The organism is Sulfurimonas sp. NWX367 (assembly GCF_039667065.1).
In the GTDB taxonomy this organism is placed as follows: Bacteria; Campylobacterota; Campylobacteria; order Campylobacterales; family Sulfurimonadaceae; genus Sulfurimonas; species Sulfurimonas hydrogeniphila.
On the sequence record NZ_JALCZM010000002.1, the window covers coordinates 89,806 to 116,331 of the forward strand.

Consider the following 26,526-nt stretch of genomic DNA (forward strand, 5'->3'; position numbering starts at 1 on the left):
TCTGCTATAATACCGCTCTTACAACAAAGGACAGCTGGCCGAGTGGTCGAAGGCGCTCGCCTGGAACGCGGGTGTAGAGCAATCTACCTAGGGTTCGAATCCCTAGCTGTCCACCATCTGTTTATAGTAAAATCATTAAGCTTCTATAAAATAACCAATCCCCTGATTATTTTTGATAATGTCAGTTTTTAGTTTGTTTCTGAGCCGCCATACCAAGGTTCGCAAATTGTTTTCGGTTATCAGCTCTTCTTTGTTCCATATATAGTTTGTGGCCTGTTCAAAGGTGACTACCTGCCCCATGTTCAGGAGAAGAAGTTTCAAAAAAAGGCTCTCTTTTTTAGTCAGTTTGAGCTTTTGGTTTTGATAAAAAGTTTCTTTTGTTTTGAGATTGAAATGGTAGCCTGTTGCAAATTCAATAATATTTTTATCTGCTTTTTTTGTTTTTTTATCTATTTTTTTTATTTCATAGCCACGGGAAGCTATATAGTTTTCTATATCTACTATATCTGTATCATTTGCTTCGAATACCAGTACAACATTTTTACTCACAAGCTCCTCCGTTAATATTAAAAATAGCAATAGTATAACAATGAAGTGTAAAAGCTGTGTAAAATATTTCTTTTAATCAACTGATAATTATGATAAAATTTCATTATGATAACTCAGTTTTTCAAAAAATATCTCAGTATTATCTTTATTATTGCAACTTTTATGGGTGTTTTTCATCATCATAATGATTTGAAACAGCATAACGACTGTAAAATCTGTACAGTGCAGTCAAGCCTGTCACATGCCGATACCCCTGTTGCCATAAATTATCTGACAGCACTGGAAATACTGAAAGAATCTGTTGTTGCGCCTCTAGTCTCGTTACATGTAAAGCAGGTTCACAACACTCTTTACGCACGGGCCCCTCCAAAAATCTCCTAATTCAATACCGTTTAATCCAAGCAACTTTTTCGGAACCCGTACTTCACAGTGCGGGTTGAGAGTGGCATGAAAGAAACAGCAGTCGGCACTACGGAAAAAAATTTAGTTTTTTTCACAAGTCACGCTTTAGCGTTAGAAAGTACCGATTCCGACAGCTTTTTCGGAACCCGTACTTCAGTGCGGGCGAGAATGGCAGGAACGTTTCAACAGTCGGCACTGCAGAAAAAAATTTGGTTTTTTTCACAAGTCACACTTTAGCGTGAGAAAGTACCGATTCAAAATAGTGCAACTTGGATTTCAAAAAAAAACATAAAAATTACTACTAAAATATTGGAGAATAAACAATGAAAAAAAGACTCTGTCTCTCTGTGCTTGTATGCTCCTCTTTATTTGCGGATGCAGATATGGATGCACTCAAACAGCAGTTGGAACAACAAAAAATCAGTATGCAAAAACTAGAAGCGAAATTTGAGGCTTTGAGTACAAAACAATCGCAGATGCAGGTGACACAAAGTGTCAATACCTCTGCCTCTTTTTCGCAAAATGCCTATTTGCCGGATATCGCTTTGATTTTAAATATGTCGGCAGTAAGTCGGAATGTGAAAAACAGTGATTATGAAAATTTTCAGATACCGGGTCTTATAAATGATGATGGTATATCACCGGCGCCTTTGCCCTTTAACAAAAACAGAGGATTTAATCTTAATTATGCAGAAATAGCCATGCACTCTGTAGTTGATCCCTATTTTCAGGCCTATGCATATTTTCATCTGCAGCCAAATGAGTTTGAAATAGGTGAGGCATATATTCTGACTACATCTCTGCCTTATGGGCTAAGAGTCAAAGCCGGAAAATTCAAAAGTGATTTTGGACGCATCAATGCAAAACACCAGCACTCCTGGCATTTTGATGCACAGCCTGTTATTTATGAAACACTTTTTGGTCCCGATGGCATCAGTGATCCTGGTGTGCAATTCCAATGGGTTGTCCCGACAGATACATACATTATGGCGGGTGCAGAAGCGATGCAGGGAACAAATGACAAAAGTTTTGGCGATACCGAGTCAAATAATCTCTATGTCGGCTATATAAAATCAAGTGTCGATGTTGGCGATGATTTGTCAGTTCTTGGCGGTGTAAGTATTGCCCACGGGAAAAATACAACAGCAAATACTACCAATGTTTATGGCCTTGATTTGACACTGCGTGAGCAGTTAGGAAGCTACAGCGCAGTTGTCTGGCAGAGCGAATATCTTTACAGAAACAAAGATGTCGGCACAGGAACAGATAAACAGGCAGGACTTTACAGTGAACTGATTTATCAGTATAACAACAACTACTCAGCAGGTTTGCGTTATGGGGCAATTACAAAAAATGAGACAGACCTGTCTTCTTATGCGGGCATTGACACGGGTAATTTGGACAGGTACACAGCCGAACTGGAGTATAAACCATTTCCGATGTCACGTCTGCGTCTCTCTTATACTTACGACAGAACAAAAATCATAGCCGGTGAGAGAAAAAACATCAGTGAAGTAATGCTCTCACTCAACATTGCAGCAGGTGCACATGGCGCGCACTCGTATTAGGAGAAACATATGATAAACATTAAAACTATACTACTAACAGTTTTACTCACAAACTTTTTGTTTGCTACAGTCAAAATAGATACAACATATACAACAGCCGGTGCCATTGCGCAAAAAATAGGAGGAGATTTAGTACATGTAACGGTTCTTGGAAGTTCGAAGTATGACCCGCATTTTATTGTACCCAAGCCTTCGCTTATCGCAAAACTCCGTCGTGCAGATTTGCTCATCATTAACGGAGCAGGTTTGGAGCTTGGCTGGCTGCCTCCGCTTTTACGTGCTGCAAACAATGCCAAGATTCAAAACGGAGCCAAAGGCTTTTTGGATCTGTCTCACTATGTGCACTTGATAAATGTACCGACAACCGTTTCACGTGCTTTTGGTGATGTGCATGCACAGGGCAATCCTCACTATACAACAGATCCTTATGCTGTCCTGCCGATGGCAAAAGCCATAGCACAAAAACTTTCGCAAATTGACCCGCAGCATGCAGGGGAGTATGAAAAAAATTTGAAAAAGTTCACAAATGATTGGCAAAACTATTTACAAAAGTTTGATGCAAAAATGCTTACATGTAAAGATAAAAAGGTCGTACAGTATCATCCGCTTTTTAACTATTTTTTACAGCGATACAACTATAAAATATATGGAACGATTGAACCGCTTCCGGGGATTGCTCCGAGCTCAAAACACACTTTGGAATTGATCAATATAATGAGAGACAAGGGTGTGCAAAAGATTTTGCAGGATGTTTACCATGAGAAAAAAACAGCAAAATTCATTGCAGGAAAGACAGGAGCAAAAGTTCTGATTATTCCCCATGACTTAGGGGCTGACGGCAGTAAAACACTGCAAGAGTTTTATAACAGAATCGCTAAGAGAATATGTCAGTAGTCGAGTTACTGTGGCCGGCTTTTGTGCTGGCTGTTGCCTTAGTGTTTATCCACTCTGTATTTGGTTTGGAGATTATTAAAAGAGGTGTTGTTTTTACCGACCTGGCGATAGGGCAGATTGCCGCTGTCGGCATGGCGCTGAGTGTTGCATTTATGGATTCGCAGTATCAAAGTGCCATGACCCTGCTTTTTGCACTTTTGGCTGCCGTAATTATTACCTGGGCTACAAAAAAAGTACAAAAGATTGAAGCGTTTATAGGATTGTTATATGCTTTGGGTATATCTTCTATAATGCTCATACTTGCGCAAAGTGCAGAGGGGACCGAACTTTTTTCCAAACTCAGTGCGGCAGATATTCTTTTTACTTCAAGTGAAGATCTGTATAAAAGTCTGCTGTTATACAGCGGCATTGCCTTTGTTATGTTTGTGCTTTATCCAAGAATGAGCGGTGCAAAAAAAGAGTTTTTATTTTTTGCAATGCTTGCGTTAACCGTGACATCTTCTGTGCAGTCTGCCGGTGTGCTGGTTGTGTTTGCTCTGCTTATCGCTCCTTCATTTGCAGGGTTGAGCCAAAGAAAAACAAAGCCCTTTGTGTTTGCCTGTCTGTTTGGTTCTGTGAGTATTGTGTTAGCACTTTTTGGTTCATACTATTTAGATTTGCCGACGGGATATGCTATTATATTTGTAACAGTTTTGTTTTCACTTGTTTTTGTTGTTATTTCCAGTATAATGAGTTCTAAAAAGAGAGTAAATGAAAAGTAAGATATTGGTCGGTTTGCAGTTTTTTATTATATTTTTGATGATTTTGCCTTTGGGCTCAAAAACCCAGCATTTATATAGCGGTTTGGTGATTCTTGGTCTTGGAATAGGCATCGGACTTTTGGCGATAAGAGAACATAAAAGAGGAAACTTTAATATTCGCCCCGATATAAAAGAAAATTGTGAACTGGTCACAGGCGGTATATATGCATACGTGAGGCATCCTATGTATCTTTCGGTCTTGGTGAGTATGTTTGGTGTCGCCGTGATCTATTTTACCTATTACGAGTTTGTGCTTTTCCTTTTTTTGCTGCTGACGCTTTTGGCAAAACTGTTTTATGAAGAGAGTTTGTGGCAATGCCATAATCCGGCATATATTGCATATATGAAAAAGACAAAACGCTTAATACCTTTTGTCTTTTAAAAAAGGCTGCTGCAATGGATATAACACTTCTTATAAAATCTCTGGCTGCCTTGAGCGGAGCGCTTGGCATCTTGGTCCTTTTGTATTTTTATTTTTTACATGCAAAAAAACCGCACAAGAGAAACACTGCCAAAAAGCCAATGCATATAAGGGAGGTCAAGCCTGACTTCGAGATGCTTTTGAACGTGATAAAAGATAAAAAATCAACAACAGAGGAGCTCAAAGAAGCAGTTGAACTGATACTGAAGTATTACGGAAAAATTCCTCAGAAACTGGGTATGCGTGCTCATCCGAAATTTGAAATATATTCGGAACTGATTTTAAGAATCTGTCATCATCCCAATGTGAACAAAGACATCATCATAAAACTTGACAAAGAGCTGCACAGACGCAACCCTGAATATGCCCTTGAACTGGATGACTCTTTGACAAAGGGTTTGGATACAAGAGGCTTTTAGACTTTATCTGCCTGTTGACTCTTTTACGGCAGAGAGAAGCTCTTCAAAGCCGACTTCACTTGCATGCTCGACCTCTTGCAATACCTGAAGTGCTGTATCAAAATTCCCCTGCATATTTTCCTGTATCGCTTGTTTAAGTCCCTGGTGCACTGTTTTGTGATGTTGTGTAATACTTGAAAGATGAGTGTTTCCTTTAAGCAGAGTGTGGCTCACTTCTGAAAACCACTTGCCAAACCGACAGCTGTTTTCATCCGGAATATCAGTTGTTGTTTTATCAAGGATTGCTTTGTATCCCTTGATTTTGAGTGCAATATGGTCAATTTTTCCGTTACTGACATTGAATTCATTTGTCAGGCGTTGTGTTCTGTTTTTAATCTCATTGGAGTTTTCGACAACTTTTTGGATATTTTCATGAAAAACATCGACTATTTCCATCACTTTGGATGTTTCATTCATAAAAGTGTTGCCGATTTCTATAATAGAGTTGGAATTTTGTTTGAGTCCGTTGATGTTGATTTCTACTTCCTGGGTTGCTTTTTGTGTACGTTCTGCCAGTTTTCTTACCTCATCGGCAACAACGGCAAAACCGCGTCCGTGCTCACCGGCACGGGCAGCTTCTATGGCTGCGTTGAGTGCGAGCAGGTTGGTCTGATCCGAAATATCTTTAATGAGATTGATGATTTCTGAGATAGACATAACACTGTCATTGAGTGCATTTGAGTCTTCTCCCAAAGTATTGGCATGTTCTTGAATTGTTTCTGTTGTAGAGATGATTTCAGCAGTCTGTTCTTCAATATTGTGCATTCTGTTGTTTGTTTTATCATTGAGCTCGTTAATCTCTTCAAGTTGAACGAGATTGTCTTCGATGGTTCCCTGCAAAAAGTGTGTGCCGCTGCTGTAGCTCTCTATAATGAGTTTGACAAAAGCATCATCTTTCATCCCGGAAGTACTCTCTTGGGTGTTTTGCTGATTTTTCAGTTGTTGAATCTCATCATAAAGCCTGTTGTTTTCAGCCTCCATCTCTGCTATCTTTGCTTTATATTCATTTTCAAGTTTTTCAAGTTTTGCACTGCATCCAAACATTTTCGATTCCTTTTGTTTATATTTTGTTATTTTAGCAGAAAAATAACTTATGATGACTTAAGGGCACCTCTAAATTAAGACTCACACACTGTATCCAGTGGCAGCAAAATTGAAAAACAGCTCCCCTCGGTATCACTTTTCCATGAAAGTTTTCCCCCAAGATGTTTTTCTACAATAATTTTGGACATATATATGCCAAGTCCTGTGCCGTTTTTGGATTTTGATGTGACATAGGGCTCTCCGAGTTTTTTGAGTATTTCCGGTTTTATGCCTCCGCCGTTGTCACAGATATCAAAGAGAATCTCCTGCTCTGATGTTGTCACATTTATACTGATGCGGCCTCCCTCCCTTCTGTTCTCTTTAATGGCATCTTTGGCATTGTTGAGTATATTGATCAGGACCTGCAGCAGCTGATTTTGATAGGTACAGAATTCAATATCGCTGTTTTGCGGAAGGGAGAGTGTGATGGCATTGTTCTCTAAAGATTTTTCAACAAGATGTGTGAGTTTTTTCAAAACAGTATCTGCCGTGACAAGCTCTTTCTTTTTGTCAGGCTGGAAAAAGTTTCTAAAGTCATCAATGGTGTGCGAAAGGTATTGCGTCTGTCCGTTGAGTGTATGAATGAGTTCCTGCAGAGATTTTGCATCAACATTTCCCTGCAGATCAAGCTGTACCTGAATATTGTTTGCGACCATGGAAATCACACTCAAAGGCTGTCTCCACTGATGGGCTATCATGGAGAGCATGTCGCCCATGGCTGCCTGACGGGACTGTGAAATCATCAGTTCGTCTTTTCTCTGTATATCGGTGATATCAACAATGGCTATGAGGTACAGGGTTTCATTGCCGTTGTACTGGTCGTCAAATTTGACGGCATGCAAAACTCCGACTCTCTGCTCTTTTGATTTTGTGGTAATACTCTGTTGTTGTTTGGGCTCTTTTAGAGGGTTTTTGTAGTATTGCCTAATGCTTTTCATACTCTTTTCCTCTTCGTGAACAAAGAGTTTTTTCAGCATTTTTTCGATTGTCGGAATTTCGCTGAGGGTATAGCCTGTGGTTTCTTGAAAAATTCTGTTGAGCATTAAAATTTCCCCGTTTGCATTGTAGAGCATCAAAGGAATGGGTGTAAACTCTATCATTTTTTCAAATCTGTTCTTTTCGACTTCCAGCTGGTACATTAAAAGCTTGAGTTGTGATATGTCCCGAATTATTTTGAGCAGATAAAGCGGTTTTTTCTGTTCGTCGACTAAAAGCACCACTGCCAGACTTACCCAGATGACAGTGCCGTTTTTATGGATATAACGCTTCTCAATATGGTATGATTTTTTTTCATTGTTTTGCAGTTGTTCAAGCATGTATCTGTCTGTATCTCTGTCCTGGGCAAAAGTGATGTCGGAGACATGCATGTTTTTGAACTCCTGCTTTGTGTATCCCAGGAGTTTTGTGAGGTATTCATTGGTATCTATCCATTTTCCCTCAAGGGAGACATGCGCTATGCCTATGTCTGCCTCTTCAAAAGTCAGTTTGTAAAGATGCTCCTGTTCGTAAAGCTTTTCTGTGAGCGTTTCCTGGTCGGTTATGTCTACACCGGAACTTATTATGTTGATGATATTGCCGTCTTTGTCTTTGATGCAGGTATTTCGCCATGATACAGTGTGCTCGTTGCCCTCTGCATCTACCAGTTGGCTTTTGTACTCTTTGGCAGCTTTTGCTTTTTGAGAGACAATGGCATCAAAAATATTCTGCATCTTCGGCTGTATTGATTTTGGTACAAAATGCTGAATGAAGTTTTTGCCGAGTATCTTCTTTTTTGGCAGCCTGAGCAGTTTTGCACCACTGTTGTTTATCATCTGCACGCTTCCGTGAAGATCCAAAATCAGCACTATTGTTTCTGTTGAGTTGAGATACAAATCGTTCATTTTGTGCTCATACTCAGCCTCTTGGAGCAGTTTTTTCTTTTGTGTGATGTCATGAAAAGAGAGCACAGCCCCGTTGACTTTTCCCTCTTCTATAATAGGATTCTGCAGCACTTCAACATCAAAAGGAGTGCCGTCTTTTTTGAAAAAAAGTTCCTCTTTACGGATAGAAATACCTTTGATGAGATGCAGATGCAGGGTACACTCATCAAGAGGGTAGTGGCTGCCGTCGGGTTTTGTATGGTGCCAGATTCTGTGGGCGTTTTTTCCAAGCAGCTCGTCCTCTGTGTAGCCCAGCATTGTAAGGGCAGCTTCATTGACAAAAGTATGGCACCCCTGCAGATCAAGCCCGATGATACCGTCATGCGTGGAATTCAAAATCAAAGAGAGCTGCCTTTGCATTTTTTGTTCATTTGTGATGGATACCTGCAGCTCTTCATTGGAGCTTTGCAGCTCTTCGTTGGAAGTTTCGAGCTCTTCGTTGGCACTTTGCAACTCTTCGTTGGCACTTTGGAGCTCTTCATTGAGCAGTTGCATATTCTCTTTGGAAAGCATCAGCTCATCCAAAAGAGCGTGATTGTCCTCCTGGAGTTCCTGCACCCGGTTTGTAAGGTTTTCTATCACATACGATTCGTTTGGCAGGACTATTTCTCTGGTGTTGAACTCCAGATTGTTGGCATTGAGTTCCTGAAAGTAGAGTAAAATAAAAACAGCGTCATGTTTGTTCGCAAAAGGAGTGGCAATCACTTTGACAAAGTTCTGCCTGTCCTCGCCGAGTTTGACTTCGATAAATTTTGTACTCTGCACTTTTGCGCTTTTTGCAGTCTGATCAAGAATCTTTTTGACGCTGTACTGCAGCTCTTTTTTCAGGTTTTCGACAATATTCAAAGTCACAAAACCGTCATTAAGCTCTAAAAAAGGGTTGTTTCCCTGTTTGTAGACAATGGTGAAATTTGTATCGACGATAATGCACTCCGAAGAGAAAAGTTCAAATATGGTATTTGTTATCTCTTCTTGTATGTTGATATCTTTGAGGGTAAATGTTTTTACTTCCGAGAGGTTCTGTTTGGCATGTGTATGTGTTGAAAAGTAGTGCGAAGAGATTCTTGGAGGATTCTCAAGCTGCTCTTTGATGTAAATCTTATGCTCCTGGTTGAGCGTTTTAAAATAGGCAACGCTCATAAGTGTTGATTCCGAGGAGCCTAAAAACAAGAGACCTTTTTCTTTGAGCGCATAATGAAAGAGGACAAAAAGATCCTCCTGGACCTCAGGCAAAATATAGATAAGAAAATTTCTGCAGCTGATAATATCCTGATTGATAAAAGGCGGATCGCATAAAACATTGTGTTTTGTAAAAATAATCTGAGAACGAATAGACTCTTTGACTTTGTAGGCTCCGTCCAAGGGAACAAAATACTCTTTGCGTATTTTCTTTGGAGTCTTTTGGAGTGCTTTTTTGGAGTAGATCCCCTTTTTTGCAATGTCAAGTGCTTTTTCGTCAATGTCTGTGGCAAAAATATGAACATCGAAATTTTTTTTGAGCTTTTTTTTGATTTGGTCAATGGTGACAGCCAGAGAGTAGGCCTCTTCTCCTGTAGAGCAGGCAACAGACCAGACTCTCAGATCATAGCTGTCGGGTTTGTCAGAGAGGTACTCTTCAAGATGCTGCTTGAGTGCCTCAAATGATTTTTCGTCTCTGAAAAACTCTGTAACCCCGATAAGGATGTTTTGATACAGCAGATGCAACTCATCCGGATAGGCATTGATATAGTCAATATACTCTTCAAGCGTTGCGCATTTATTCAGAAGCATGCGTTTGTTCAGCCGTCTCATAATAGTCTCTTTTTTATACTTTTGTATGTCAAGGGACTCTTTTTCTTTGAGAAGCTTTACAATTTTCATGAAAGGTCCGGGTGCGGTATGCACGATGTTTACAAGATTTTGGGCGATCTCTTCTACCTCAAATATATAGTCAATGAAACCGCTTGCAATCGCATATTGCGGCATCTCCTGGTACTGGGCTTCTTTTGGAGACTGGGCGACGGTGATCCCGCCGTTTTCTTTGATGGTTCTCACACCCGCAGTTCCGTCATGTCCTGTCCCGCTGATGACGATGCCGAGGCAGTTTTCTTTTTTGTAACTGCTGAGCGCTTTGAAAAATACATCGATAGAAGGCGTCGGAATATGGGGAGTATCGGGTGCTTTTTCAAGGAGCAGTCGGTGGCGTGTGTAGATGAGGTTGTATCCCGGAGGAACAACATAGACATTGTTTGGCAAAAACTGCTGGTCTTTTGTGATGAGAGAGACAGGCATAACCGTATATGCGGTTAATATTTCGGCCAGGGCGCTTTTTTTATGCGGGTCAAGATGCTGGGCAATTATATAGACATACTCCTGGTCTGTGGGCAGCAGAGGAAACAGCTCTTTTAAAGCCTGCAACCCTCCGGCACTCGCACCTATCCCGATAAATACAGAATTTTTCATATTTCTCTGCCTTGTAGCTGAAACGAAAGCTTTTATTTCTTAATATTAGCATAATTTTGATAAGATTAGCGTATGATAAATTTAAAAGCATTACAATCATTGGCAAGAAAATTTAAAGTTTTATATGTAGAAGATGATATGGCTGTGCAAACTGCACTCACGGGGTATTTGAAGAATTTTTTTACACATGTGACGACTGCAAAAGACGGGCTGGAGGGTTTACAGCTCTATAAGAAGGGGCAGTTTGACATCGTGATTACAGATCTGTCCATGCCTAAAATGGACGGTATAGAGATGCTTAAAAAAATAAGAGAGATAAATCCGAATCAGGCTATACTGATAACAACCGCACACAGCGGTTCGGACTATATGTCTCAGGCTATTAAAATAGGGGTTGACGGCTATATAATCAAACCTTTTGATTATGAACAACTGAATTACGAACTCTACAAGGTCAGTGAAAAACTCGAAGTCATGCAGGAGAATGAAGCGTACAAAAAGTCCCTGCAGCGTATGGTGGAGCAAAAAACAGCCGAACTGAGTGCTATGATGCAGTTTCAGCATGACAATTATGAAAAAACTCTTTTGGCAATGGTCAAACTTATAGAAGAGAGAGATACCTATACGGCGGGGCATTCCCAAAGAGTTGCCAAATACTCTAAAATGATAGCCCAAAAGATGGGACTCTCCCAAGAAGAGTGCGAAAAAGTCTATCAGGCGGGGATTTTGCATGATATCGGCAAGATTGTCACACCGGATGTTGTCCTCTTAAAGCCAAAAAAACTCAATGATCTGGAGTATAAACTGATTCAAGAGCATCCTCAGGTCGGCTACAGACTTTTGGCAAATATTCCTATGTATGAGGAGCTGGCAGATATAGTCCGTGATCATCATGAGCGATGTGACGGCAGCGGATACCCAAGAGGCATTGCCGCCAATGAAATTGACACTCTTGCAAAAGTGATGATGATTGCCGACTGTTTTGATGCCATGACAACCAACAGAATATACAAAGGCAGAAAAACACCCAAAGAAGCACTCGATGAGATAGAACGTCTCAGCGGTGTGCAGTACGACAGGGATGCAGTCAAAGCAACACTCGAGGCGCTTAAAGATGTAGTTGTAGACAAAAATATAAATCAGTTGCCTCATACAGATATAGAAAAGGAACGATTTGCCTATTTTTACAAGGACAATCTGACCGATCTGTACAATCAGAGCTATCTCGATGTAATGTTGTTGCAAAACTCTTATGAAAAAAAATACACACAGCTGCATCTGTTGCGATTGAAAAATTTTTCGCGTTACAACAAAGAATCCGGATGGAAAGAGGGAGACACTGTTTTGGTGAAAATTGCCAAATCTTTACAAAACTGTTTTGACCTCTCTATGGTTTTTAGAATTTTTGGCGATGATTTTGCCCTCCTTGATAACGGAGAGTGCAATATGAAAAAAATAGAGCAGAAAATCAATGCCATTTTAGACAACACTATTATAGAATCAGACATACTGAATCTCACTCTTGACACCCAAAAGAGTATAAGTGTTGATGATTTGGAAAAACTTTGATATCTTCCAGGTAAGTGAAGAAAATTAATGCTTTCTCGGAACCGGTACTGAAGTACCAATGCCATTAAGTTAAGCGGCTTTTTCGGAACCCGTACTTCAGTACGGGCTTTGTGTCTTTCAAAACTAAGGCCTAGGTTAAAACCTAGGTTCCGAAAATCTGGGAATCGGTACTTTCTAACGCTAAAGCGTGACTTGTGAAAAAAACTAAATTTTTTTCTGCAGTGCCGACTGTTGTTTCTTTCATGCCACTCTCAGCCCACCCTAAAGGATGGGTTCTAAAACTCTGCTTAGCTCTTTGGAATCGGTACTTTAGTGCCGACTGTCAGGGTGCAAAAGCCTGAACCTGCCTTTTGTTAAATCCGGAAGTTCCCATTTTTGCCTCTGGGTGAAACTCTTTTGCATAGGGCTTGAGGTATGCGGGGATTGCTCTGCCTTTTAACTTCATCATATCCTGAAGCATATACTCTGCGATTTCCTCTTCGGTTATCTTTTTCTTTACATGTAAATAGGAAAAAAGCAGTTCGCCCTGTCTTTGCAGAGAGATTTTCCATGTCGAATCTGTCTGTTCGTAAATCCAGAGTCCAAAAGCATAAAAGTTTTCATACACACTTTCTTCCTGCCATAACAGCGGGAGCGTTGTTTTGAAATTTCCGCTGTTGTAATACAAATCCCAAAAGCGTGCAAAGCGTTTCATAATCTGTATATCGTTGAAGCTGAGTTTGTTGTTTTTTAAAATATCATAGGGCGGAATGTCGCTGTAAACCATGCCCTCTTCCCTGTCGTGACGGCTGATGTGCGTGCCGGAGAGTTTTTTCAGGATGCCTATCTGGATTTCACAGCTGCTGATGCGCATCAGCTCATCAAGGTTGCGTCCAAAGCTCTGCAAACTCTCCCCCGGTAATCCGACTATCAGATCAAGATGAATATGTGCCGTTGTCTCATTTTGCAAAAAGCGGATGTTGTCTTTTATTTTGTCGAGTTTGAGTTGTCTGGAGATATTGTTTGCAATTTTTGGATTGAGTGTCTGTATGCCGATTTCAAGCTGCAGCGCACCGTGAGGAAAACGTTTTATTTTTTCCCGCAAAGAGAGGGGAAAATGGTCGGGAATAACTTCAAAATGGGCAAAATAGGGCGGCTCTTTTTCTAAAAAAAAGTCCAAGATTTTGTTTGCCGCTTTCATGTTGAGATTAAAGGTTCTGTCAACAAATTTAAAATTTCTCGCTCCCCGTTCCCAGAGCTTCTCAAATTCTGTCAAGACTGCATCAAGATCAAAGGCACGTACTTTTTCATCCATGGAAGAGAGGCAAAATTCACATTCAAAAGGACAGCCTCTTGATATTTCCACATAAATATAACGGTTCTTTATGTCCTCGTCTGTGTAGTACATGTAAGGAAGCTGAATAGCTTTGAGATCGGGCAAGGTCATTTTTATGATTTTCTCGGCAGGACGCTCTTCCTGAATATTTTTGCACAGCCGGTAAAAAGCCAGATCACCTTCGCCCTGTATGATGTAATCGGCATCATCAAAGTTGACACGAAAAGGCAGGTAGCTCACTTCGGGACCTCCGAGAATTACAAGTGTCTGGGGTGAAACTTTTTTCAGGATGTGAATAAGTTCATGCACCTCTTTGGCATTCCAGATATACACGCCTATGCCTATAATGTCAGGCTGCGAGAAAAGGAGTTTCTCTGCAATCGTCTGGATGGCATCATTGATGCTGAATTCGAGTATAGTCGTGTCCTGTTGGAGTTCCTGCATATTTGCATACAAATAGCGAAGCCCTATGGCACTGTGTGTAAAGCGTGAATTTAAAGTTGTCAGTATAATTTTCATTTGCTAAGAGAGATATTTCTTAATATCAACTTGAACCTGTTGCGCTATTTGGATACACTGTAGGGTAATTTTTTCATTTGGTTCAAAATCAGGCAGTACTGAACCAAAAGGATATTTGGATGAAAGATAAATAGTGTCTATCAGGTCAATCTCATCTTCTGTAATAGTTAATAATACATTCTCTTTTTTAGGTTTTTCATTGAGAGATAATATACTATGTGTTTTTTGTAACTTTATTCCATATTCAATTAAATATGCTTTTATATATTTTTCTATTGCTTGCTGTGTGTTTTGCAGGGATGGATTATAGAGATGACTTTTTAATAAAATCTTAGCTGATTGAAAATTTTCTTCTGCAAAAACAAGCCATTTCTTTGTCTCATCTTTCATAAACAACTTTTCCTTTATAAATTTCATCCAAGAAGACACCTTTTGCATCCTCTTTAATGGGAATTATATCTATAGGAATGATTTTGGAAATTTCACGCAATACCTTTCTGTATTTTAGAGAAAGCGTTAAAAAGTTGTCATCTGAGTTTTGTATGACCGCAATATCAATATCATTTGGATTTTGGGAAGATAAAAAAGAGCCAAAGAGCACAACACTGTTTATCTCTGAAAATTGGGAGAGTTTCTTTGTAATAGTGTGAATAAAAGTTACTTTTTTATTTTTCGTTAAATACATAATGAGGAATAATATCATATTTCTTTTTTGAATGGGCTTAAAGGGAGGAAAAACAGCCGAGAGTAAAAAAGGGGGAAAACTCGGCTGTTTTAAAAATTTATAGGAGTAAATATCTCTCTTATGAAAGGGGAAAAACATAATTGAGATATAGAATTATATTTATTATAAGTAAATGTTAGGTAAATAGCGATAAATTACCTTGTTTCATCGTATTCTTTTATCATGCGATCCAAGTCTTTGAAAAGCTCCAGTGAAGCGTCTTCCATTTTTTTGAAATTTTCCACTATTATCTTAGGATGATCTGCTTTGAGAACACTGTGTTCTTTGACAAAAACCATGTTTTTGGCCACTGCATCATGCACAGTCGCATGCGGTGCATCCATTTTCTTAAAGGCAGAAGTGTTGCCAAAGCGCTCTTTGCCTGTACTGAAATACCATTGCCCCATTCTACAGTGTTTGTGATCCGGAAACTCTTTGCTTGCATCTTCGTTGAGTACAGCTGAGTACGCATTTGATTTAAATAAAATATGGTCAACCTTGACAAGTGTGGTAAAGAGACGGTTTTGAATACCGATAGCTGTCGTGTGCGCTGCATTGGCAAGCTCGTTGAGTTCACTAAAGGTATTTTCAAATTCATGAATAACGTCGCTTGACTCCTGTGCTATGTTTGTAATCTCATCAGAATTTGTTCGCATATCGTTTGCCTCTTGCTGAAGAGTGGAAATGTTGATTTCTATCTCTGTGGTTGCTTTTTGGGTGCGTTCGGCAAGTTTTCTGACCTCATCGGCAACTACGGCAAAACCGCGTCCGTGCTCACCCGCACGGGCTGCTTCTATGGCTGCATTGAGTGCAAGCAGGTTAGTCTGGTCTGCAATATCTTTGATGAGACCTACAACCTCTGAAATATCCCGTGAGCGCCCTTCAAGGTTTACAATACCTTCATGCGAAGAAGATATAAGCTCCACAAGAGAGCCCAGTCTTTGTCCTATTTCAAGAACACTGTTAAGACTTCCCGAAGCTTTTTCTGCCGTTTGTTCAGAAACATGAACAATGTCTTCTGCTTCACCGGATGAAACAGTCAAATCTGTCTGGATGATAGAAAGCCCCTGTCCGATACCTCCGCCAAGTGTTGAAAACTTAGAAGAGAGTTCGGCCTGCAGTTTTCTTCTGTATCCGCTTGCGATTGCCTCTATGGCTGTATTGACTTGAGCGGCGGTAGTATGAAACAGCCCCTGCAGTCCTTGCGGATAGGTGTGTCTGTAGGTTTTTCCGGCTGATGCGCACTCTATCGTTGTTGCGATATCACGCATAAATGCTTCTACCTGGTCAAGCATATCGTTGAGCGCCCAGGCAATTTTAGCATCATGAGAGTTGTCATTTGGAATGTGTGTAATGCGTCCTTCGAGTTTTCCCTGCGCAGCCTGTACTAAAATCTCTTCGAGTTTGTCCATAACGGTAGAACTTTTTGAAGCTGTTTCTCCCGGAATAAAGAGCGCCACAATTGCTATAAGCAAAACAAGCCCGCCTACAATGTAACTTGCACTCAGCAGGCTGTAGATACCAACGCCTAAAAGTGTTACAAAAAGCAATAAAGCCTGGTTATTTTTGAAGAGAGATGATATACTCATCATAGCTGACTCCTTCCTGGTTTAATAAATCTGTTAAAATTTTCATACTTGCGTCCATACCGCCGCTTCTTTCTGCCTGAAGCATCTGTGCATAGAGCGGTTTGATAATCTCAAGTGCTTCAGGGTTTGGCTTTCTTCTTACAGAGTAGTATCCTACGGTATTGCCGCGTTCATCCAAAGAGGGTGTGACATTGGCGTAGACCCAGTAGGAGTTATTGTTTTTTGTACTGTTGATGACATAGGCAAAAATTTCCTCTTTTGCCTGGACTCTGTCCCAAAGCAGTTTAAATATTGCCTTTGGCATATCCGGATGACGGACAATGTTATGAGGTTTTCCGAGAAGTTCTTCCTCTCTATATTCCGCTAAGTCAATAAAGATCTTATTGACATAGGTCAGTCGACCTTTTGTATCTGTTTTAGAGACAATAAAATCGTTTTCGCCTAATGTTCGTTCCATTTTAGCTCTCTCCTTTATTTGTTGAAAATATTGTAGCATATCTTTATTGGATTATTGCTATAATTTGTGATAAGGAAGTTTATGTTTGCTCTGTTATCTCTTTTTTACTATTTTTATTTTTCCATAGTGGGAATATATATTATATTTTTGCCAAAAATTCTCAGCGGTGTCGGCTATGATGCAAGTGAGATAGGGATTATTTTTGCGGCATCTCCTTTGGTGCGTTTTATTCTGCCTTTTTTGTTTTTGCGTGGACTGACGCTCAATGCTGCTGTTTTTAAATTTTCATTATTGACCGTTATTGCAAGTACGCTCTCTTTTTATCTCTCCTTGGAACACTTTTATGCCTTGCTGCTTTCAAACATATTTCTTGGATTGGGTATGAGCCTGATGCTGCCTTTTGTGGAGGTTATCTCTTTGCATACCATCGGCAAAGAGCGTTACGGAAAAGTACGGCTTTTTGGTTCTGTGGGCTTTATCGTTGTTGCGCTTGTGCTGGTCAGGTTTTTAAGTTCGGCCTATGTTGCCTTGGATTTTTTGTTTGTTTTGAGCCTTTTGACTGCTTTTGTAGCCTATTTGGTGCTTTGCCGCGCGCCTGACACCAGTTATGTAAAAGAGAAAAGTATCTCTAATGATATAGATATCTTCAAAGACTGGCAACTCTGGGGCGGACTTGTTCTGGTGCAGATGAGCTTTGGCTCCTTTTATAACTTTTTTACCATTTATGAAACGGATCACGGTATCAGTTTGGATATGACAATCTATTTGTGGAGTTTTGGCGTACTTATTGAAGTAGGGATGTTTTTCTTTCAAGGGGGACTGTTGCAGGGAAATTTACTCAACCTGTTACGCTTTACGGCACTGGCAACGGTACTGCGTTGGTTTTTAGTTTTTGCATTTCCTGAAAATTTGGCGATACTGTTTTTCTCCCAGGCCCTGCATGCTCTGAGTTTCGCACTCTTTCATACAGCCGCGATCAGCTATCTGTTTCAGCGCTACAGACACAAAAGTCTCTCTCAGCAGTTTTTTTCCGGAATAACTTACGGTTTTGGAGGACTCAGCGGAGCGCTTATTGCCGGATATGTGTATGAGTATTATCCGAAATATCTCTTTTTAACCTCAAGTCTGATGGCATTTGGAGCATTTTTGCTGTTTATGGCTGTAAGGCAGCACAAAGGGGAGCAGCTGTCCCGCCACGCTCGCCCGCACTGAAGTACGGGTTCCGAAAAAGCTGCACAGGCTCATCTTTGGAAGATACCGGAATCGGTACTTCAGTGCCGACTGTTGCAACTTTCCTGCCGCCCTCAGCCCGCACCGCAGAAAAAAATTTAGTTTTTCTCACAAGTCATGCTTTCGCATAGAAAGTACGGGTTCCGAAAAGCTGTACAGGCTCATCTGTGAAGATACCGGAATCGGTACTTCAGTGCCGACTCTTAGGCTTTATAGTTTCCACAAGCCGTGAAAGCTGATAATAACTGTTTTGATATTGTGAGTTTATTTCAAAAAGAAAAGGTCTGTATTTGAGGTAATTTGCCCAGACCTTTTTGCTCTGTTTTTCCCTGCCTCGCTTTACCAGCTCAAAACTGACAGCGGCATTGATGAAGCCTTTGAGCAGTTTGACCTCTTTGTCTTTTTCGAAACGTCGGGGAAACCAGGCTGCTTCCAATGCTTCATGAGCATCATAATAACGCTCTTCTTCGAGGCATTTTATAAATTCGTTGATATGTTTATGCATCGTTTTCATCCAGTAGCATCATATTTTTTCTCCAGTATCCTCGACCGCCTTTAAGGGAAATACAGTGGTGATTCGGAAATTTTTCTTTGTACTCTTTGAGCCGATCAAGTGTCGCCTTGCCGGAATCGCAGTAAAAAACAAAGACACTCCCTTTGGGGTATTGTTTAAGTTCATAAGGATTGTAGGTTACTGTGTCTGCTTTTTCTATGGGTGCTAAAACAGTGTCAACAAGCACGACATCCACACCTTCTTGTTCCAGTTTTTTCTTATTTTGCAAAAACTCTTTTTGCGTCCATTCGTCAGGATAATTCATGCGGTCATTATATAACAAATTTTTTATATTTTATTGAAGCAGTAAGATTAGGCTTTTTTCGGAACCCGTACTTTCTATGCTAAAGCATGACTTGTGAGAAAAACTAAATTTTTTTCTGCAGTGCGGGCTTTGTGTTTTCCTAAGGTACACTTTAGCGTTAAAACCTATTAAAAAAATTAATGCTTTCTCGGAATCGGTACTTCAGTGCCGACTGTTGCAACACCACTGCCACTCTCAGCCCGCACTGAAGTACGGGTTCCGAAAATTCAGGAAGCAGTGCGGGCTGTCAGGCTTTTGAGCCATAAAGCTGCTAAACTTGTGTTATAATCTCTTTTATGGCAAGAAAAAATAAAAAAAACAGTAAAATTAACCAGAGAATTAGAAAATATTTTGATGATGACCCCTTTGATGTGGGGATTGAACGGGTGGAGGGTAAAACCCTCAGTGAGCTTTTTGCAACACTGGGCATATATGATATAGAGCATAACAAAACGCTGATGGTAAAAACACTCCGAATGATTTGGAGCGAGGCAGACAGCGGTATGCGCCATGATATATTGAACTTTTTTGAGAGTGACGGACGGGTGTACAAGTCTGAGAAGCCAAAAAAAGAAGTTGTTTTTGACAGAGAAGACAAAATTAACGTACTTTTGGAAGAACTTGATGTAAGCCAGGAAGAGGCCGTGCGTCTGCGAGAAGCCTATTTACATGTAAGAAGCAAAAAAATAACCATAGAAAAAATGGAATCGTCTCTGCGCCATATCCGTTTTGAGATGAAAAAAGAGAGATTAGAACGTGAACTTGAGGGACTTTTTGATCTGGATGACTGCTTTGAATTTAATGCCTCGCTGAAGTACGAACTCTACGAACAGCATTTTCACAAGATTTTGACACTCAAAACAAAACCCTATGCGTATGAATACCTTGAAACAACGGATTTTGATGCGATTGTGCAAAAGATAGGGCAGGACAAAGTTGCGGTTGTGGAACAAAAGCAGGAGAATATTAATAATTTTTTAAGCAATTTGAAATATCCGCATGCCTATTTGAGTACCAAGGAAATTTTAGATGCACTGCGGGCTTCGCCTCCAAAATCAAAAGTGAGCTATCCTCTGATATCACAGAAACTTTTAAAAAAAATTGTCAAGTCTAAAATAGAGGCAGAGGGAGTGGAACTTCATGAAGAAGAGGTGCTGATTCGTGTCAATGAGCAGCTTTGCCTCCCCTACAGTGAGCAGAAAATCTCTTATAAACTGGAGTTACATGTAGAGCTTGAAGGACTTTTAGAAGAGATATGGAACGCGAAAAGGTTTAATTTTGATGCTATTTTGGCAGAGGTCAAAAAAGAGCACGAAGATGAATTTTTACTCACCCTCGATGCTTTGGTAAAAGAGTGTGAAGAGTATGCCCAGCTTTTGCATTTTAGCCAAGAAGAGCTGCATGCGAGAGTCTATGAGTATCTTTTTGAACTGCTTCCTCAGACCTTGAACATAACGCCTAAAATTCACAGAAAAATAACACGGCGTTTTTTGCATTCTATCCATGACGAACTGATTAAAAAACAGCGTGAAGCACTGCTTGCACGGACTATTCGTGATTTTAAAAATCTCTTTCCCATTGCGCGCAGTATGCAGAGAAAACTTGTACTGCACATCGGTCCTACAAACAGCGGCAAAACCTATGAGGCGATGGAGCATCTCAAAGAGGCAGATACAGGCTACTATCTGGCGCCTTTGCGGCTTCTGGCACTCGAAGGTTATGAAACGCTCAAAGTACAGGGCATTGAAAGCTCCCTCATTACCGGTGAGGAGCAGATCCTGGATGATGAAGCGACGCATATCAGTTCTACAATTGAGATGATGAATTATGATGTGGATGTGGATGTCTGTGTCATAGATGAAGTGCAGATGATAGATGACCGTGACCGCGGCTGGGCATGGGCAAATGCCATTATAGGTGCGCCTGCAAAAGAGGTCATTATGACAGGTTCGCCAAATGTCAAAGAAGCGATTGTCGCTTTGGCAGAGTATCTGGGTGAAGAGCTGGAAATACGGGAGTTTGAGAGGAAAAATCCTTTGGAGCTTTTGGAAAAACCGACACATCCAAAAGATGTGGAGGCAGGCACGGCGATTATCGCTTTTAGTCGTAAAGATGTTCTGCGGCTGAAGCAGAATTTTTCCAAAGATTTTGAAGTGAGTGTTGTCTACGGCAATCTTTCGCCTGAGGTCAGACGGGAAGAGGCAAGGCGTTTTCGAGAAGGCGAAACGCAGGTACTTGTTGCCACCGATGCCATAGCGATGGGGATGAATCTGCCCATAAAAACGGTGCTTTTTTCAAAAGCCGAAAAATTTGACGGGATAATCCAACGCAGTCTCTTTCCTTCGGAGGTACAGCAGATTGCAGGAAGGGCAGGGCGTTACGGTTTGCATGAAAAGGGCTATGTCGGGGCTCTGCACGGGGATGCTTTACATGTAGTCAAGAAAAATTTCACCAAGCCGGCAAAAGAGATAAAAGTGCCCTTTAAAGTAATGGCAAATTTGGAACATATAAAACTTGTCAGTACGATTTTGGAAGAAAACTCTTTGGAAGAAATTTTGCGCTTTTTTATCAAAAATATGGTCTTTGACGGACCTTTTTATGCGGCTTCGCTTGATGATATGCTGGAGGCTTCCCGCATTGTTGACAGTTATGATCTGGATATTGCCACCAAGTACCATCTTGCCTGCGCGCCGCTGACGCTAAAATCAGCCTATATCATCAGTGCCTATGAGCGCTACATCAATGCTTTGGAGAAAAAAGAGCCGGTTTATTATCATGCGCCAAAACTGACAGGTTCGTATGCACAAACCTCCGAAGAGCTGTTGCGCGCTGAAGATATGGTCAAAGAGATTTCGCTGTATCTGTGGCTGAGTTACCGTTTTAATGACTACTTTGTAGATGAAAACAAGGCAAGAGCCTACAGGGGTGTTTTGAACAAATATATAGAAGAGACACTCAGGCAGACACAGCTGAGTCAAAGCTGCAAGCTCTGTGGCACGGTTTTGCCGGTAAATTCCAAGTACAGTATCTGCCAGTCGTGTTTTAAAAAGAACTATGTGCACAAAAGAGGGCACCGGCGTTTGCCGCGTTAGAGAGTTCTGTCCTTAGCTTTTAAATTCGTCGATAGTTTTTTGTAAAGAAGAGGCAACCTGTACAAGTTTTTGCAAATCATTTTCAATGCTTACAACACTGGTGCCGTTGGCTGTTGAGAGTGTTTCGATTTTTTCTATGTAGGTGATGATCTCCTGAATATTCTGCGACATTTTTTCACTGTCTTCTTTTGATTTGTTTGCCATCTGTGTGGAGATTTGCATCGCTTGCGATGTTGTCGTGATTTTTTGTTCCACATCATCAGATATATTGACAAGGGCTTCAATGTTTTGTGCATTGATTGTCATCTTGTCACTGACGTCATTGATAGCCTGTACAATGGTACTGACGCTGATGTCTATCTCCGCCAGACTTTTTTGTGTCCGTTCTGCAAGCTTTCTGACTTCATCGGCAACGACGGCAAATCCTCGCCCGTGTTCTCCTGCGCGTGCCGCTTCTATGGCAGCGTTGAGAGCTAAAAGGTTTGTCTGCTCGGCTATCTCTTTGATGACATTGAGGACGTCCTTGACCTGGTCGGCATCATTTTTAAGGACTAAAAGTTCGCTTGAGAGTTCGTTTTCACTCTCTACAAAATGTTCTACTTCACTGTTGAGTTTTGCCAAAGAGCTGTGTGCCTCTTCGAGTTCTTTTTCGGCATTGAGGATGGTTTCCTGGGTAACAGTGGCTGCCTCTATGGTCTCATCTAAAATAGTTTGGATATCTTCTGTTTTTTTGCTTGTTTTGGAAACAATCTCTCTCTCCTGCTGTACGCCTTTTCGTATGACGTGGGAGGAGATCTCAATTTCAGAGGCTATTTCATTGTTTTGTTCGCCGAGTGATTTCACCTCATTTACTGTAGATTGAATCATTTCTATAAAATGATTTACTTCATTGGCTGTCTCTCCGAATTCATTGCCTTTTTTGTAGGCAAGACGTTTTGTTAAATCTTTGTTCCCGCGCACAAGATCTGCAATTCTCTCTTTGAGGTTGTTCAGCGGTGTAAAAATTTCACGGCTGAAAAAGAGCAGGGCAACCATACTAAATGCAATACTGCCCAGAATCAAAGAGATGACAAGTGTTGTGTTCGTCTGTGCAATATCTTCATCATTTTTATCCAGTGATATCGTCAAATCCATGGCACCGAGTGCATAACCGACTTCTGCATTATAGTGGCACTGCAGGCATCTTTTTTCGGCTATCATAGGTTTAATCATGCGGATAATATGGTGCCCGTTTTCATTCTTTTCGATAATTTTTGTCTCTTTGTTTTGCAATACATCTTGCACAAGAGGGTCGGCCGTATATGTTTCATCTGGTGCATAAACTTCCATAACAGCTTTTGACTTTGCAATTTTCAAGTCCTCTATGCCGTCAATGCCTTTTGCACTCTCAAAAGCAGTCTGAACCACTTCCGGGTCTCCCATCATCATGCTTGTTGTCATCGTCTGAAAGATGGACTGACTGAGCATTTTCAAAGATTTTTTTGCGGTAGTATCTGAAAGGCTGTGCAGTGTAAAGGAGAGATAATAAGACATTCCGATAAGCCCGAGAACACTTAAGGCAACAATGGAGACAATGACTTTTGACCTTACTGATGCAAACATGAAAAAATCCTAAGAGTAAAAAATTTAAGTATTATAACGTAATAAAACCTTTGCAGAATTACATACTATAGATTAAATACTCAATCTGCTCCAAAAGTTCCTGATTTTGTATGTTGCTTTGCACGGCGTACGCAAGAGAAGCCCCGGCACCTACGCCCTCTTTCGCTTCGCCCTCGTCATACTTTTTGAGTATGGGTATCTGGGTATTTGCAAAACTGAATGTAGTGTAAACGGCATGTGGTGCATAGCTTAACTGCTCTAAAATATGGGCAATATCGGAATTTTTGTCTTGTGCGACCCACTGCGTGGTTGCAAGGGTAATATTGTCATGCTTTACCCGCATCAAAACATCTTCCCTGAGTTTGTCGGCGATTAACAGACAGGCTGCCATCTGTGTTCCGCCGGCTAAGACGATTTGAAATCTTTTTGAGGCTTCAAGCAAAAATCCGGCACAAAAAAGCAGCATATTGTCACTTACGATGCCAAGCTTTTCAAAATTGCTCATATCATTGTCAAGCAAAGAGAGGGCGTTGTTTATCGTTTGTGTTTTAATATCATCGGGTACATGTAGGAAACTTGAGGAAAAATCATCGGCGCAGTCAAAGCCGAGTGCCAAAGCCGAAGCAGTCGCTGTGGTTGTTCCCGCGGGTGTACTCTCTCCTAAAATAAGATAATTTCCTTTAAGCTCATAGGACTTTCCAAACTGCATCCCTTTTACAAATAGCTCTTTTGCATTGATACCGGCACCTTTGTCTATTGCCTCGGAGGGGTGGATGCCAAAATGGTGTGTGATACAGTTTTTAGGCTGGGAAACAAGACCCAAATCCAAAATCTCTATAGTGCTAAAAGGTGTCAGATTGTGAACTGCACGGGTAATAAGTGCAGGGGTAGGGACACCTGTCGGTGTTTCGGCAAGTTCGCCCAAAGAGAAAACTTTTTCATGACTTATATATTCGGCGTCAAGTGTAGGGGTAAGCGGAATCATCCCCGGAATCCCGGCCTGGGTAATGTTGTCTATCTCACATGTCTTTGTGACACTTGCGGCAAGTAAAAAATCGGCTTTTCCTTCAGGAAATGTATCAATGGTGTTTGTCAGTATGTTGTATGTTTGCATTATAAGAATCTTTTTTCTAATTGTAACAAAAATTACAAATATTTTCTTTTGTTTCAATATATTTTGGATAGTTTAAGTTTTTAGTGTTAGAATAAAACTTATTTTAATGACAGGAGCATAGTTATATGTTGAAAAAAAGTGTTATCATAGCGTCGTTGATGGCGTTGGTTTTAGTTGGGTTTAGTGGTTGTAGTGCGATGAAAACTGCCGTGAAGAAGAGAAATCTTGATGTACAAACAAAAATGTCTGAAACTGTGTTTTTGGAGCCTGTGAGCCCGGAAGAAAAGGTTATTTATTTTGATATGAGAAATACTTCTGACAAACAGGTCGATGTTAAGAATGTAATCGCTAACGAGTTTAGAGCCAAAGGCTATAAAATAACAAATGATCCTAAAAAAGCAACATATATGCTTCAGGGAAACATTTTAAAAGTCGGTAAAAGTGACTTGAGAGAAGCAAAAGCTATGATGGGTTCTAGTTTTGGTGCTGCATTGACCGGCGGTGCTTTAGGTGCTGCAACATCATACTCATTAGGTGGCGGCGGACGTACAAGTGCTGCTGTAGGTTTGGCAGGTGCTGCTCTTGGTTTTCTTGGGGATGCTCTAGTTGAAGATACTGTGTATGTTATGGTCACTGATTTACAAATTCGTGAGAGACCGCTTGACGGAGAAGTTGTCACACAGACACAACAGGCATCTTTGGCACAGGGAAGTTCTACAAAAGTACAACAGGATATCAAAGGCGGAAAAGTAAAATGGAAAACTTACCGTACACGTATCATCTCTACTGCAAACAAAATGAATTTAAAATTTGACGAAGCACGTCCGGTTCTTGAAAAAGCGCTTGCTCGTTCAATCGCAGGTGTATTTTAACAAAATGAGAAAGGGCAGTTTAAAAACTGTTCTTTCTGCTCGTTTATAAACTCTCTAGTCAATATCCACACCCTCCCAGAACTCGTCATAATCAAGATTAGTCAGTGCATTTTCATCTGCAAGGTTCTTCTCCAATAGTTTTTTTTGCTGTTCTTCAAAGTAGAGTTCCAAGGCTTCATTGATAAGTGTGCTTTCATCTTTTTTAAGGATCTGTGTAAATGTTTCCAGGTTTTGTAAGTTGTAGTCGTTAATAGTTATCTGCATAAAATATTTTAGCCAAATTTAGCAAAATTTGCTAATTTCGGCTAAATGTCTGCAGGTTTTATTTTGTTTGGACAACTCTTTTGTGAAGAGGCTGTGTCGGTCTTTCGTTGTTTCTGTAGTATTTTCTTAAAGCATCCAGTTGTGATTTTGAAATATTGACAGTATCTTTGAAAATATACCACTCTACGCCCTCTGTACAGGGTGGTGTGGTAAATGAACCTTTGTAGTGATAGTAGTGGTCCGTATCTTCAGGCAGCAAATCATTAGGATTTATGGCTATTTTGTGTTTTGCATGTAAAATCTTTTCTAAAGCAGGATTTTCTTCTCCGACTTCAAACATTACTGCCACAACTGCCACTGAACCGTCTTTTGCCATATGAACAAAGTGCGCGACTGCATTGTATCTTCTGCCGTCAATTGTATGCTCGCTCATGCCATGAAAATGAAACTGTTTTAGTTTGTAGTCTTTGCCGTGCAGTGAGATATAGCCTGCATCTACCGGGGTAACCTTTAGAGAGTGCCCGTTATCAACAACAGTGGAAATACCTTTGTAATCTTCGGAAAGTTCAATCGTGTAACTCTCGTCTAACTGCTGTGTATTTTCTGTTTCTATATTTATAGGGGACTGTTCTTTGCCTTTTTTGCAAGTTTCGCTGAAGTGTCCCCAGTCTTGCGGACCATGTTTTGCGTAGTCCCAATGTGCTTCAACACCTGCAAATGCAATTGTTGAACTCGCCATGAGTGTCAAAGCGATTGTAGAGAATTTTGTCATAAGCTGCCTTTTTT

At 40.6% G+C, this 26,526-nt stretch carries 25 protein-coding genes, 1 tRNA gene and 1 pseudogene; 12 read left to right on the forward strand and 15 right to left on the reverse strand.

Translation table 11 applies throughout. The features are described from left to right. Nucleotides 1-28 precede the first annotated feature (28 nt). A tRNA-Ser gene (locus MNY28_RS04985) sits at nt 29-116 on the forward strand. Between the two features lie 19 nt (nt 117-135). Here MNY28_RS04985 and MNY28_RS04990 read toward each other — a convergent pair. Beyond that, nucleotides 136-549, reverse strand: a complete 414-nt coding sequence (locus MNY28_RS04990) for a winged helix-turn-helix domain-containing protein (RefSeq protein WP_230973279.1) — start codon at nt 547-549, stop codon at nt 136-138. A 105-nt stretch (nt 550-654) separates the two neighbouring features. Here MNY28_RS04990 and MNY28_RS04995 point away from each other — a divergent pair, with 105 nt between their 5' ends. The 7 genes from MNY28_RS04995 (at nt 655) to MNY28_RS05025 (ending at nt 5,053) form a co-directional block, all read left to right on the forward strand. Continuing rightward, nucleotides 655-930 carry a hypothetical protein gene (locus MNY28_RS04995; RefSeq protein ID WP_151901411.1) on the forward strand — a complete coding sequence of 92 codons (276 nt, stop codon included), beginning with the start codon at nt 655-657 and terminating at the stop codon, nt 928-930. A 66-nt stretch (nt 931-996) separates the two neighbouring features. After that, complete coding sequence (locus MNY28_RS05000) at nt 997-1,188, forward strand: hypothetical protein (RefSeq protein WP_346389094.1); 192 nt, start codon at nt 997-999, stop codon at nt 1,186-1,188. Nucleotides 1,189-1,274: 86 nt separating this feature from the next. Beyond that, nucleotides 1,275-2,519, forward strand: coding sequence for a hypothetical protein (locus MNY28_RS05005; protein WP_346389095.1), 1,245 nt, complete (start codon nt 1,275-1,277; stop codon nt 2,517-2,519). 9 nt (nt 2,520-2,528) lie between these two features. Beyond that, complete coding sequence (locus MNY28_RS05010) at nt 2,529-3,413, forward strand: zinc ABC transporter substrate-binding protein (RefSeq protein ID WP_346389096.1); 885 nt, start codon at nt 2,529-2,531, stop codon at nt 3,411-3,413. Further along, a complete protein-coding gene (locus tag MNY28_RS05015; RefSeq protein WP_151901408.1) occupies nt 3,404-4,174 on the forward strand; it encodes a metal ABC transporter permease in 771 nt (256 codons plus the stop codon). The genes MNY28_RS05010 and MNY28_RS05015 overlap by 10 nt, the downstream gene beginning before the upstream one ends. Then, a complete protein-coding gene (locus MNY28_RS05020) occupies nt 4,164-4,595 on the forward strand; it encodes a methyltransferase (protein WP_346389097.1) in 432 nt (143 codons plus the stop codon). The genes MNY28_RS05015 and MNY28_RS05020 overlap by 11 nt, the downstream gene beginning before the upstream one ends. Before the next feature lie 14 nt (nt 4,596-4,609). After that, nucleotides 4,610-5,053 carry a hypothetical protein gene (locus MNY28_RS05025; protein WP_346389098.1) on the forward strand — a complete coding sequence of 148 codons (444 nt, stop codon included), beginning with the start codon at nt 4,610-4,612 and terminating at the stop codon, nt 5,051-5,053. A 3-nt stretch (nt 5,054-5,056) separates the two neighbouring features. On the opposite strand, the gene MNY28_RS05030 is transcribed toward MNY28_RS05025, so the two are convergent. Both MNY28_RS05030 and MNY28_RS05035 read right to left on the reverse strand, forming a co-directional pair. Further along, nucleotides 5,057-6,136 (reverse strand): methyl-accepting chemotaxis protein, encoded by a 1,080-nt coding sequence (locus tag MNY28_RS05030; RefSeq protein WP_346389099.1) that lies wholly within the window; start codon nt 6,134-6,136, stop codon nt 5,057-5,059. 74 nt (nt 6,137-6,210) lie between these two features. Further along, nucleotides 6,211-10,536, reverse strand: coding sequence for a PAS domain S-box protein (locus MNY28_RS05035; RefSeq protein WP_346389100.1), 4,326 nt, complete (start codon nt 10,534-10,536; stop codon nt 6,211-6,213). A 72-nt stretch (nt 10,537-10,608) separates the two neighbouring features. Between MNY28_RS05035 and MNY28_RS05040 the strand changes: the two genes are divergently transcribed. Beyond that, the gene (locus MNY28_RS05040) at nt 10,609-12,105 is read left to right on the forward strand and encodes an HD domain-containing phosphohydrolase (RefSeq protein WP_346389101.1); all 1,497 of its coding nucleotides are present in this window, start codon (nt 10,609-10,611) and stop codon (nt 12,103-12,105) included. 322 nt (nt 12,106-12,427) lie between these two features. On the opposite strand, the gene MNY28_RS05045 is transcribed toward MNY28_RS05040, so the two are convergent. The 6 genes and pseudogenes from MNY28_RS05045 to MNY28_RS05070 all read right to left on the reverse strand — a co-directional run bounded on the left by MNY28_RS05045 (nt 12,428) and on the right by MNY28_RS05070 (nt 16,709). Beyond that, nucleotides 12,428-13,939: a DUF4080 domain-containing protein gene (locus MNY28_RS05045; RefSeq protein ID WP_346389102.1), complete on the reverse strand. Its 1,512-nt coding sequence runs from the start codon at nt 13,937-13,939 to the stop codon at nt 12,428-12,430. A gap of 3 nt (nt 13,940-13,942) precedes the next feature. Then, nucleotides 13,943-14,329, reverse strand: coding sequence for a HEPN domain-containing protein (locus MNY28_RS05050; protein ID WP_346389103.1), 387 nt, complete (start codon nt 14,327-14,329; stop codon nt 13,943-13,945). Then, nucleotides 14,319-14,642: a nucleotidyltransferase domain-containing protein gene (locus MNY28_RS05055; RefSeq protein ID WP_230973278.1), complete on the reverse strand. Its 324-nt coding sequence runs from the start codon at nt 14,640-14,642 to the stop codon at nt 14,319-14,321. The genes MNY28_RS05050 and MNY28_RS05055 overlap by 11 nt, the downstream gene beginning before the upstream one ends. Nucleotides 14,643-14,818: 176 nt before the next feature. Continuing rightward, a complete protein-coding gene (locus MNY28_RS05060) occupies nt 14,819-15,199 on the reverse strand; it encodes a CZB domain-containing protein (RefSeq protein ID WP_346389565.1) in 381 nt (126 codons plus the stop codon). A 27-nt stretch (nt 15,200-15,226) separates the two neighbouring features. Then, a pseudogene (locus tag MNY28_RS05065) lies at nt 15,227-16,255 on the reverse strand (methyl-accepting chemotaxis protein); the annotation flags it as partial. Next, nucleotides 16,224-16,709 (reverse strand): PAS domain-containing protein, encoded by a 486-nt coding sequence (locus tag MNY28_RS05070; RefSeq protein ID WP_346389104.1) that lies wholly within the window; start codon nt 16,707-16,709, stop codon nt 16,224-16,226. The gene MNY28_RS05070 and the pseudogene MNY28_RS05065, both read right to left, overlap by 32 nt. Nucleotides 16,710-16,790: 81 nt before the next feature. Here MNY28_RS05070 and MNY28_RS05075 point away from each other — a divergent pair, with 81 nt between their 5' ends. Beyond that, entirely contained in the window at nt 16,791-17,921 is a 1,131-nt protein-coding gene (locus MNY28_RS05075) for an MFS transporter (RefSeq protein WP_346389105.1), read from the forward strand. A gap of 208 nt (nt 17,922-18,129) precedes the next feature. On the opposite strand, the gene MNY28_RS05080 is transcribed toward MNY28_RS05075, so the two are convergent. Further along, on the reverse strand, nt 18,130-18,453 hold the full coding sequence (locus tag MNY28_RS05080) for a DUF309 domain-containing protein (protein ID WP_346389106.1): 324 nt from the start codon (nt 18,451-18,453) through the stop codon (nt 18,130-18,132). Next, the gene (locus tag MNY28_RS05085; RefSeq protein WP_151901398.1) at nt 18,437-18,757 is read right to left on the reverse strand and encodes a hypothetical protein; all 321 of its coding nucleotides are present in this window, start codon (nt 18,755-18,757) and stop codon (nt 18,437-18,439) included. The genes MNY28_RS05080 and MNY28_RS05085 overlap by 17 nt, the downstream gene beginning before the upstream one ends. A gap of 335 nt (nt 18,758-19,092) precedes the next feature. Here MNY28_RS05085 and MNY28_RS05090 point away from each other — a divergent pair, with 335 nt between their 5' ends. Continuing rightward, nucleotides 19,093-21,888 (forward strand): SUV3 C-terminal domain-containing protein, encoded by a 2,796-nt coding sequence (locus MNY28_RS05090; protein WP_346389107.1) that lies wholly within the window; start codon nt 19,093-19,095, stop codon nt 21,886-21,888. A gap of 12 nt (nt 21,889-21,900) precedes the next feature. On the opposite strand, the gene MNY28_RS05095 is transcribed toward MNY28_RS05090, so the two are convergent. Together MNY28_RS05095 and MNY28_RS05100 are read right to left on the reverse strand one after the other, a co-directional pair. Further along, on the reverse strand, nt 21,901-23,490 hold the full coding sequence (locus MNY28_RS05095; protein WP_346389108.1) for a methyl-accepting chemotaxis protein: 1,590 nt from the start codon (nt 23,488-23,490) through the stop codon (nt 21,901-21,903). Between the two features lie 58 nt (nt 23,491-23,548). After that, entirely contained in the window at nt 23,549-24,604 is a 1,056-nt protein-coding gene (locus tag MNY28_RS05100) for a nicotinate-nucleotide--dimethylbenzimidazole phosphoribosyltransferase (protein ID WP_346389109.1), read from the reverse strand. A 125-nt stretch (nt 24,605-24,729) separates the two neighbouring features. Here MNY28_RS05100 and MNY28_RS05105 point away from each other — a divergent pair, with 125 nt between their 5' ends. Continuing rightward, complete coding sequence (locus tag MNY28_RS05105) at nt 24,730-25,476, forward strand: complement resistance protein TraT (RefSeq protein WP_346389110.1); 747 nt, start codon at nt 24,730-24,732, stop codon at nt 25,474-25,476. Between the two features lie 54 nt (nt 25,477-25,530). On the opposite strand, the gene MNY28_RS05110 is transcribed toward MNY28_RS05105, so the two are convergent. Together MNY28_RS05110 and MNY28_RS05115 are read right to left on the reverse strand one after the other, a co-directional pair. Beyond that, the gene (locus MNY28_RS05110) at nt 25,531-25,740 is read right to left on the reverse strand and encodes a hypothetical protein (protein WP_151901394.1); all 210 of its coding nucleotides are present in this window, start codon (nt 25,738-25,740) and stop codon (nt 25,531-25,533) included. Nucleotides 25,741-25,798: 58 nt separating this feature from the next. Beyond that, nucleotides 25,799-26,512 carry a carbonic anhydrase family protein gene (locus MNY28_RS05115; RefSeq protein WP_151901393.1) on the reverse strand — a complete coding sequence of 238 codons (714 nt, stop codon included), beginning with the start codon at nt 26,510-26,512 and terminating at the stop codon, nt 25,799-25,801. Between the last annotated feature and the right edge of the window lie 14 nt (nt 26,513-26,526).